Genomic DNA, 6,997 nt, shown 5'->3' with positions numbered 1-6,997 from the left:
TTTTGATGCCAAAAATTATAAAAGTTCTACGATTGTTTGGCAATGCAATCATCGCCTTATTACACGATGATCGTGATTTATGCCGGCTTTTTTGAACTGAAGTATCCCTAATAGGCTCAGTTGTTAGCTCGATCTTAATGCTATATATCTAATTTAGAAAACACTATGTTTATCGTGTAAATATCATACTTATATCATTGCATCCTGTAGCTACACCGTGATAAAATAAAGTAGCAGAAAAAGTAGGCAAATCAGAAAGGACGCAAAAAATGAAAGTAATAACTTTTGCGGCAATCAAAGGTGGTGTTGGAAAGACCACGCTGACCTTTAATTTTGGTGAATGGCTTGCTGACCGAGGGAAGAAAGTTCTTTTAATCGACAGCGACCATCAATGCAGTTTAACTCAGACTTATGATATCTTCAGAAAACCTTCTGAATCTTCACTCGCAACAATTTTTTTGGACCCCGAAGCAGATGTAGATATTCTCCATTTGAAGAATAATTTGGATTTGATTCCTGCAACAATGCAGTTGGATAAGGTTAACGAGGAATTGGCAACAAAATCCAATAAAAACTACCTCATGTACATGTGGATGAGAAACAACTTTGACAAGATCAAGGATTTTGACTATATCCTTATTGACTGTCACCCAGATTTCTCTACGCTGACGCAAAATATGATTTTAGTTTCCGACTTTGTTTTTAGTCCTCTTGAGCCATCAGAATATGGATTCATTTCCAAAGACAATCTGGATTTGAGAATGGAGCAGCTTCGTAAAGAAGCAATCAATGTTGTGACAGGCGAGAGCCTGGTTGATGCCAAGCTTAAATATCTCGGTAACAGAATCAAACATAACACGCGTTCATCAAGAGAATTTGTTTCTCAGATCAGCAAGGATGACAATACAATTGTTTTGATCCCTGAAAAAGAATTGTTCAACAAATCAACTCTTGCTCATGAACCGCTAGTTGAAATGGAAAAAGATCCTGCAATCAAAAATCGAAACCTGGCCTTCTTTAAAGAAATTGACCAGATCTTCGAAAAAATGGCATCTGTAAAATAACGTAGCAGCGTAGCTGAACACAAGCGAGGACTAAAATAATGTCAAATAAGAAAGAACACGAATTAGATGTCGCAAATCTCCAAATGATGCAGAATGATGGCAAGCTCAACGCTGATATAGACGTCCAAAAGTTTGCGGATGCAGTGGCGAAATGGCGGAAAAGCGATAATGCTTACGATAAGGCTTTGCTTGCTGAATACGGAAGAGATAAGGATTTGGACGAATTAGTTCGAAGCGATGACTGTACTGTTCGGGCAACTGTGGCTTACCGTAAAAGAGATAAGGACTTAGATATTCTTGTTCGTGATAGCAATTCTGGAGTTCGTGAAGCTGTTGCTATAGTTGGCCGAAAAGAAGATCTTGAGATTCTGGAAAATGATAACAACATGTACGTCCGGCAAACAGTAGAAAAAGTTAAGGCACAATCAAAATAGGAGGGTAAAATGTCATTTTCAAAACTGAACCAAAACTTAGATACTGGCAATTCCTTTACGAGCAAAAAAGAGCAGCTCAAGCAGACCTTGACTGACGACACGCCAGAAGTTATGCCCGTAACGGAAGTTGTACAGGAAAAGAATCCTAATGCATCATTTAAGCCATCAAGAGAAGACAAAAAAACTGTCTCCAAAAGCTTTACGTTGCAGAAGTACGTAATGCGGGAATTGGAACATGAAGCTGATCGTGAGGGTATGTCAGTTTCAAAGTTATTGACTGATATTCTAAGTGAAAGATATTTTGGTCGGACATACCACTAATTAAGCGCTCCACCGCTTAACAAGATGCTCGAAACAGGAAAGAAACAGGGAGGAAAAAGAAATGGATAACCAAAACAAACAAACTGCAAGCAAAACAACTGAGGCGCCAGAACCTAAATTTTGGAAAGGCGACACAGCTAATGCTTTTGCTGATGCTATTATCGGCGGGTTCCTCGTTGGCTTTGTGAACATGTTTTTCTTGCACTGGGGCTGTCACCCAGGCATTGTGACTATGGTAGTTGTTTTTCTGTTTGTCGGTACTAATCCAGCCTTCAAGGATATTCGAACGCCAGAGCAGCGCCAAAAGGATGCTGATGCGGCAATGCAGCGTATCCACGAAGAACACGTCAAGAAAGAAGTAAAAGCTGCAAAAGAACAAGCCAAAATGCAAGCGCAATCCGACAAGCTGGATACTCAACTCAAGAAAAATCAGCTGAAGATCCAAAAGCAGCAAATCAAGGAAATGAAGCATGCGATGAAATGTCCTCATTGTCATAGCACAAACGTGAAGCCGTTAGGCGTGCACCGCAAGGATTTTAGCCTTGGACGTGAGATCATGTTTGGCTACGGCTCAGGTACAAACGGGAAAGCAACTAAGAAAACCGATTTCGTCTGCATGAAATGCGGGAAGCGGTTTGTAAAATAATTTTTAGGCAAAAAATGCGACACCCTAGCCAATTGCTGGCATGGATGTCGCATTATTTTTTGGTAAGCCAAAACGTTAGTTAGGCGATCACGCAAGCGCTGATTCTTCGATTTGGCTTTGCTGAAGGTATGCTTTTATTTCTTTCCCTGCCCGAACAGCGGGGATCATAATAATCTTTTCGGCTAAATATTGTTTGGGTCTGTTTTCCCACTTGCGAGTTCTGGGAGTAGTCGTCCAGAAAATACGACCAATTTGACCTAGTACGATTTTTCTAGTAAACCGTTCGTCTGGCTTCTCCATAAAGAAATTGAAGATCGCTTGCTTAAAGGCGCTGATTACATATCTTATGACTTCTTTTTTAATGTCAGTTGCGTTGGCAATGGCCAATACAATTTCATTTTGAGTCCAACAAATTTCATCATAGTTAGGACTATTAGTTGGAAAAGTTGTCCGGGGACTGTCAAAATGCTTAATCTTTTTGAAATAGTGAGATTCCCAATTAGGAGAATTTCTAATCTTAAGCCATTTTTCTGGCACCGTCCGGCTTGAAGAAAAAAAGATGCCTGAAATATAGTAATTATGATGATTTGGGCAACCTTCATCTTTATCAAAAAGGGAAACCTTGGAGTCAAATTTGAACGTGCCCCATCCTCTGATCTTGACTTCTCGCTTGTCTTGATTGTTATTTTGATTAAGTAAGAAGTCCAGCAAAGTTTGATGATAGTGATACAGCACTTCTTCTACGATATCTTTGCTTATTTTTGCCATCTTGGCAGCAACAGAGGTTAATTGCTGCTTGGTCAATGTCTTGGTGGTTTTTGATGCCATATAGTCTTATCCCTATTTCTTTCTACGCAAATTTCAGAAGGGATTGTATCAAAAAAACAATTTTTTAAGACAAAACTAGCTTTTGTCACTCATTTTGGAATAGGGGGTAAGATTCACTTAGAAAATTGTTAATGATTTTTGTTAAACTACGAAAGGAAAGAAACTAATGACAATTTCTAAGAAAATCAATGGCATCTCTGCAGCTGTTCTGATGGGGCTGGCTAGTGGTATCGCAGTAAACACTGTTAACGTAGTTGCAGCTCACGCAGAAACTGCTGACACTACTACTGGCACTGGCAACACCACCACTGGTACTGACAACAAGACTACTACTGGTACTGGCAACACTACTACCAGCACTGACGGCAAGACTACTACTGGCACTGGCAACACCACTACCAGCACCGACGGCAAGACCACTACTGGCACTGGCAACACCACCACTGGTACTGACGGCAAGACCACTACTGGCACTGGCAACACCACTACCAGCACTGACGGCAAGACCACTACTGGCACTGGCAACACCACTACCAGCACTGACAGCAAGACCACTACTGGCACTGGCAACACTACTACCAACACCGGTAACTCAAATGTAACCACTGATACTGGCAACACCACTTCAACTTCTACTGGTGACACCAAGTCTAAGGTAGTTTCTTACGTTGATGAAACTGGTAAGGTTTTGGGTACTGGTAAGATCACTGTAACCACTAAGGGCACTCAAACTATCTACTCTGTAGACAAGACTATCCCAGCTGGCTACGCTCTGAAGAACCAAACTGATTTGGAAAGCTACCCAGACCAATTGACTGTCGTTCCTAGCGCAACTTCAACTGACACTACTTCAGCATCAGTTGCTAATGTAACCACTCCAGACTCAAGTGCAACTAAGGACACTGAAGGTACGGGCGCCGCTGCTAAGACTGACACTGATGCAAACAAGGATGCTGATGCTGATACCGACGCTGACGCAGATGCTGATGCAGACGCAGACGCAGACGCAAATGGCGACGAAACTGGTGATGAAGATGCTGACTCCGACAAGGACTCTGACAAGGATGCTAAGGACAGCGACAAGGATGGTGCAACTACTACCACCACTACTTCAACTCCAAGCACTTCAGGCACTGCTTCAACTGGTGACGGCACTTCATCTGCAACTTTGCCTCAAACTGGAAACGCACGCGTAGAAAAGAGCTCAGTATTGGGTGCTTCTCTGTTGGTAGCTACTATGACTGCAGCAGGCATCGCAAAGAAGAAGTTCCACTAATAACATAACCATCGTTAACAAATCACTTTCTCAAAAAGGCCATGTCCTATCCTAGGGCATGGCCTTTTTGCGTGCTTCTTGCGGAAAAACAAAAGAAAGTCGATTTCTTTGAAACAAGATGTACGATTTGCGTAGAAACGTTTATTTGGAAAGGACAAGAAAAAATGAGTTTTTCTAAGCAATTTAAGGCTTCGGCAGCGGTGCTGACTGGACTGTCTAGTGGGATTGCGATTACAACGCTCAATGTGACTTCCGCACACGCGGAAACCCAAAATGCAAAATCTACTGCTGAAGCATCGCAGGGGGTTACTAGTTTGACCAAAACGGTGCAATGCGTTAAGTATATCAACGTAAAAGGCAAAGTTGTTGGCACTGGCGAGATCACAGCGGAAGACAAGGTTGTTGATGGCAAGAAGGTGACGAACTATTCTCTCGACAACAGTATCCCTGCTGGTTACAAACTGAAAGATGGCCAAGATCTAAAGCAGAAACGCTGAGCGTAAAGGGCATGCTCATGAGCCACCGGGTTTCAAAAGGAGTCCATCGTGCCATGTTTGGCCGCTTTAAGTCAATTCTTGAGTACAAGTGCAAGTGGCATGGCTGCGAGCTTGTCATGGCGGACAGATTGTATCCGTCAACTCAACGCTGTGCAGCGTGTGGCAACGTCAAGAAGGGCGATGACAAGCTCACCCTTTACGGCAACAAGAAGCATGGCACCAAGCACAATGAATACGTGTGCTACAACGAAAAATGCCCGAACTACAACAAAGTCGTAGATCGAGACAGAAATGCGATGATGAATCTTACATTTTTGATTGATCATCCAGAGCTCAACAGAGCAATATAAACTAAAGGAACAGACCGTCGAGAGACAGCCTACGGGCAGGCCCTGTCCATGGCGAGACTCTTGTTATGGCGGAGATCTCGCGAAAAAATGTCGGCTTAGACGCGTAAGACCGCACGCCTCAGTGCAGGCATCTTCGGATGTTGCGGCAGCTTCGCCCAGCGCTATGTCATGGAAACGTGTCATGGCGCAGAGCCGATGAGAAAAACGAAAGAACTGTCTACGGACAGTTCAAAAAATTGTGACCGAAACGACCAGAGTCATTCTGATCGGGCGCCGATCCTTAACATCGGCGATCCAAGGCATTGATTCTCAATTGAGTCAAGGCCTTGAGGCCATAATGTAGTGATGGTATCAGTCACACATTGTCACACGTTTTTTAGGTGCAGTAGTGCAAACTCCGAAAAGAATAAGTCAACTTCTGAGAATTCAGACGAACACAGCAGCTTAGAAAAAGATTCTGAGTCGAATGAGAATTCCTCGGTCGACGATGAAGATGCCGATGTAGATCCCAACGAAGAAGAAAACAAGGATAAGGATGACAGCGCTGGTCAAGATGAAAGCAAAAAAGCAGTCACGACAACAACTACAGCGACGGCTCCGGATTCGTCAGAAGCGGATCCCTCAAATAACGCTGGCTCTGCATCTAACACGCTGCCGCAAACAGGCAATGTACGCACAAAAGGCAGCCTGGCAGTAGGTGCAGGCTTGCTTGCAGTATCAATGATCGCGGCAGGCATCGCAAAAAAGAAACTCAACTAAAATAATAAGGCCTCGCTTCAGCTGAAGTGGGCCTTTTTTTGCGGTACATCCCCTACAGCAGCAGTTAACACCGCTGTGGCTACTAGCGTTGGAAGCTGTGTAAGTGACAGGGGGACACCATGTCAGTGTAGGGGGACGTCATGTCAGTGCAGGACGAAGCCGTGTCAGCAGGGGGACATCATGTCAGTGTAGGGGGACGTCATGTCAGTGCGGGACGAAGCCGTGTCAGCAGGGGGACATCATGTCAGTGTAGGGGGACGTCATGTCAGTGCAGGACGAAGCCGTGTCAGCAGGGGGACACCATGTCAGTGTAGGGGGACGTCATGTCAGTGCAGGACGAAGCCGTGTCAGCAGGGGGACACCATGTCAGTGTAGGGGGACGTCATGTCAGTGCGGGACGAAGCCGTGTCAGCAGGGGGACATCATGTCAGTGTAGGGGGACGTCATGTCAGTAGAAACTAAGGTGAGCCACCAAAAAATGTGGCAAAACGTAGGAACAAGTAGGAAAATGTAGTAAAGCCACAGGCAATCTGCGTCCGAAAACTGACATAATGTCCCCCTACGTTGCTAATCTTTGGCTAAAACAATTATTTTTTGGTAGAATAACTATTGCAAAGCGTTCCAAACAAACCGCTTTGCGATAACTTTTCGCAACGATGAAAGCACGGCCCCAAAGGTTGTCAGACCCAAGCTTTCCGCGTCTGGTGCTTAGTCGACAGATGATATTATTTTGCTTTTCTTTGGGGCAATTTGTGATCAAAAAGCAGCATCCCTCCCATGGATAAATTCGTGGGGCAGGGGAGGCTGTTTTTTGTTTGGCCC

Annotated in this window: 8 protein-coding genes and 1 pseudogene; 8 read left to right on the top strand and 1 reads right to left on the bottom strand. The window is 44.1% G+C overall.

Features of this window, described 5'->3' with window-relative positions; translation table 11 throughout:
- Positions 1–269 precede the first annotated feature (269 nt).
- The 4 genes from ACYVUV_RS12135 (at position 270) to ACYVUV_RS12120 (ending at position 2,465) form a co-directional block, all read left to right on the top strand.
- On the top strand, positions 270–1,064 hold the full coding sequence (locus ACYVUV_RS12135) for a ParA family protein (RefSeq protein ID WP_484499540.1): 795 nt from the start codon (positions 270–272) through the stop codon (positions 1,062–1,064).
- 38 nt (positions 1,065–1,102) lie between these two features.
- A complete protein-coding gene (locus tag ACYVUV_RS12130) occupies positions 1,103–1,498 on the top strand; it encodes a hypothetical protein (protein ID WP_484499539.1) in 396 nt (131 codons plus the stop codon).
- A gap of 9 nt (positions 1,499–1,507) precedes the next feature.
- Positions 1,508–1,819: a hypothetical protein gene (locus tag ACYVUV_RS12125; RefSeq protein ID WP_484499538.1), complete on the top strand. Its 312-nt coding sequence runs from the start codon at positions 1,508–1,510 to the stop codon at positions 1,817–1,819.
- A 61-nt stretch (positions 1,820–1,880) separates the two neighbouring features.
- Positions 1,881–2,465: a hypothetical protein gene (locus tag ACYVUV_RS12120; RefSeq protein WP_484499537.1), complete on the top strand. Its 585-nt coding sequence runs from the start codon at positions 1,881–1,883 to the stop codon at positions 2,463–2,465.
- Positions 2,466–2,552: 87 nt separating this feature from the next.
- Here ACYVUV_RS12120 and ACYVUV_RS12115 read toward each other — a convergent pair whose 3' ends face one another.
- Positions 2,553–3,293, bottom strand: coding sequence for a hypothetical protein (locus ACYVUV_RS12115; RefSeq protein ID WP_484499536.1), 741 nt, complete (start codon positions 3,291–3,293; stop codon positions 2,553–2,555).
- A 166-nt stretch (positions 3,294–3,459) separates the two neighbouring features.
- Between ACYVUV_RS12115 and ACYVUV_RS12110 the strand changes: the two genes are divergently transcribed.
- The 4 genes and pseudogenes from ACYVUV_RS12110 (at position 3,460) to ACYVUV_RS12095 (ending at position 6,175) form a co-directional block, all read left to right on the top strand.
- Positions 3,460–4,569, top strand: a complete 1,110-nt coding sequence (locus tag ACYVUV_RS12110) for a hypothetical protein (protein ID WP_484499535.1) — start codon at positions 3,460–3,462, stop codon at positions 4,567–4,569.
- A 164-nt stretch (positions 4,570–4,733) separates the two neighbouring features.
- Positions 4,734–5,066 (top strand): hypothetical protein, encoded by a 333-nt coding sequence (locus ACYVUV_RS12105; protein WP_484499534.1) that lies wholly within the window; start codon positions 4,734–4,736, stop codon positions 5,064–5,066.
- A pseudogene (locus tag ACYVUV_RS12100) lies at positions 5,057–5,416 on the top strand (zinc ribbon domain-containing protein); the annotation flags it as partial. The gene ACYVUV_RS12105 and the pseudogene ACYVUV_RS12100, both read left to right, overlap by 10 nt.
- Positions 5,417–5,758: 342 nt before the next feature.
- Positions 5,759–6,175 (top strand): hypothetical protein, encoded by a 417-nt coding sequence (locus ACYVUV_RS12095; protein ID WP_484499533.1) that lies wholly within the window; start codon positions 5,759–5,761, stop codon positions 6,173–6,175.
- Positions 6,176–6,997 lie beyond the last annotated feature (822 nt).

This window comes from Lactobacillus sp. WILCCON 0149 (assembly GCF_057197965.1).
Note: the sequence above shows the minus strand (reverse complement) of the source record. Positions and strands in the feature narration are given on the sequence as shown.

Bases quoted from the DNA above. Each gene is read 5' to 3' on its own strand.
- ACYVUV_RS12115 (WP_484499536.1), bottom strand. From the start codon at position 3,293: ATGGCATCAAAAACCACCAAGACATTGACCAAGCAGCAATTAACCTCT.
- ACYVUV_RS12135 (WP_484499540.1), top strand. From the start codon at position 270: ATGAAAGTAATAACTTTTGCGGCAATCAAAGGTGGTGTTGGAAAGACC.
- ACYVUV_RS12105 (WP_484499534.1), top strand. From the start codon at position 4,734: ATGAGTTTTTCTAAGCAATTTAAGGCTTCGGCAGCGGTGCTGACTGGA.
- ACYVUV_RS12110 (WP_484499535.1), top strand. From the start codon at position 3,460: ATGACAATTTCTAAGAAAATCAATGGCATCTCTGCAGCTGTTCTGATG.
- ACYVUV_RS12125 (WP_484499538.1), top strand. From the start codon at position 1,508: ATGTCATTTTCAAAACTGAACCAAAACTTAGATACTGGCAATTCCTTT.
- ACYVUV_RS12130 (WP_484499539.1), top strand. From the start codon at position 1,103: ATGTCAAATAAGAAAGAACACGAATTAGATGTCGCAAATCTCCAAATG.
- ACYVUV_RS12120 (WP_484499537.1), top strand. From the start codon at position 1,881: ATGGATAACCAAAACAAACAAACTGCAAGCAAAACAACTGAGGCGCCA.